Source organism: Catenibacterium sp. GCM10023432, assembly GCF_042651925.1.
Classification (GTDB): domain Bacteria; phylum Bacillota_I; class Bacilli_A; order Erysipelotrichales; family Coprobacillaceae; genus Catenibacterium; species Catenibacterium mitsuoka.
The window spans coordinates 1-1115 of sequence record NZ_JBHSEB010000125.1 but is presented as its reverse complement, the minus strand read 5'-3'; the positions used below and the strand labels follow the sequence as shown (position 1 = coordinate 1115).

1 protein-coding gene is annotated in these 1115 nt (G+C 33.1%); it reads left to right on the top strand.

What is annotated here, in order from left to right; all coding sequences use genetic code 11:
- Positions 1 to 899: IS110 family transposase (locus ACFOZZ_RS13270; protein ID WP_376815428.1), on the top strand; the 899-nt coding region annotated here is incomplete at its 5' end.
- Between the last annotated feature and the right edge of the window lie 216 nt (positions 900 to 1115).

The following is a 1115-nucleotide window of genomic DNA, read 5'->3' as shown; positions in this document are numbered from 1 at the left end:
AAGAGAAAGGTGTGGAATGTGTTATCCTGGCTCCAACAACCATGAAAACTGAAAAAGGTGGAAGAAAACTTAAGAACGATTATCGTGATGCCAAGATGATTGCAGAATGTTTGGCTTATGGTGGATATTCTGCCGTACATGTCCCTACCGAACTTGACAATTCAGTAAAAGAGTTTATTCGTATGAGAGATGATATAAAAGAAAACTTAAAAAGCATTAAGCAACAAATAATTGCGTTTTTGACACGCAATGGTAAACAATTCGAAGGAAAAAGTTACTGGACAAGAAAACATATTGATTGGATAAATACAGTTTCTTTTAGTGAACCATTACTTCAAGATACATTGAAAGAATATATGATTGAATATAATCATCTATGCGATCGTGTAGAGACTTTAGACAGACAAATTGAAGAAATATCATTAAAAGAAGAATATGTAGAAAAAGTGCAACAGCTGCAATGTTTGATTGGCATTAAAACGCATACTGCACTATCTTTAATCGTGGAAACAAGTGATTTCAATCGTTTTAAAAAAGGAAACATGTATTCGGCATATTTAGGCTTGATTCCTGGAGATGACTCATCAGGAGGTCATGAAAAGAAGCTTGGAATCACCAAAGCAGGGAATAATCACTTAAGAAGATTACTGGTTGAAGCAGCACAAGGTTATACACGAGGAAGAGTAGGATTTAAATCAAAAGATTTGAAATCAAGACAGGAAAAATGCAGCAGTGAAGTAGTAGCATATGCGGATAAAGCCAATGAAAGATTGAGAAGAAAATACTATCGAATGATTTTGCGAGGTAAAAAATATAATGTAGCTAAAACAGCTATTGCAAGAGAACTTGCATGCTTTATATGGGGTATTATGACAGATCATATTGATTTATGTAGTTGATTATAAAAGGACTTAAACTTATTAGACAACATTTTTGATTGTCGTTAATAAAATTAATATTTAGTAAAAAAAGAATTGAGGCTATTGGACAGGAAATCTCTATAAGAAGATGGTTAAAGTTATTCAAGACTAATCTATGTAGACACTTCTTATTCCAAAGATTTGATTCACGATATTAGACAAAGAAACTTGCGGCGAAACCATTGACCTGAGGTA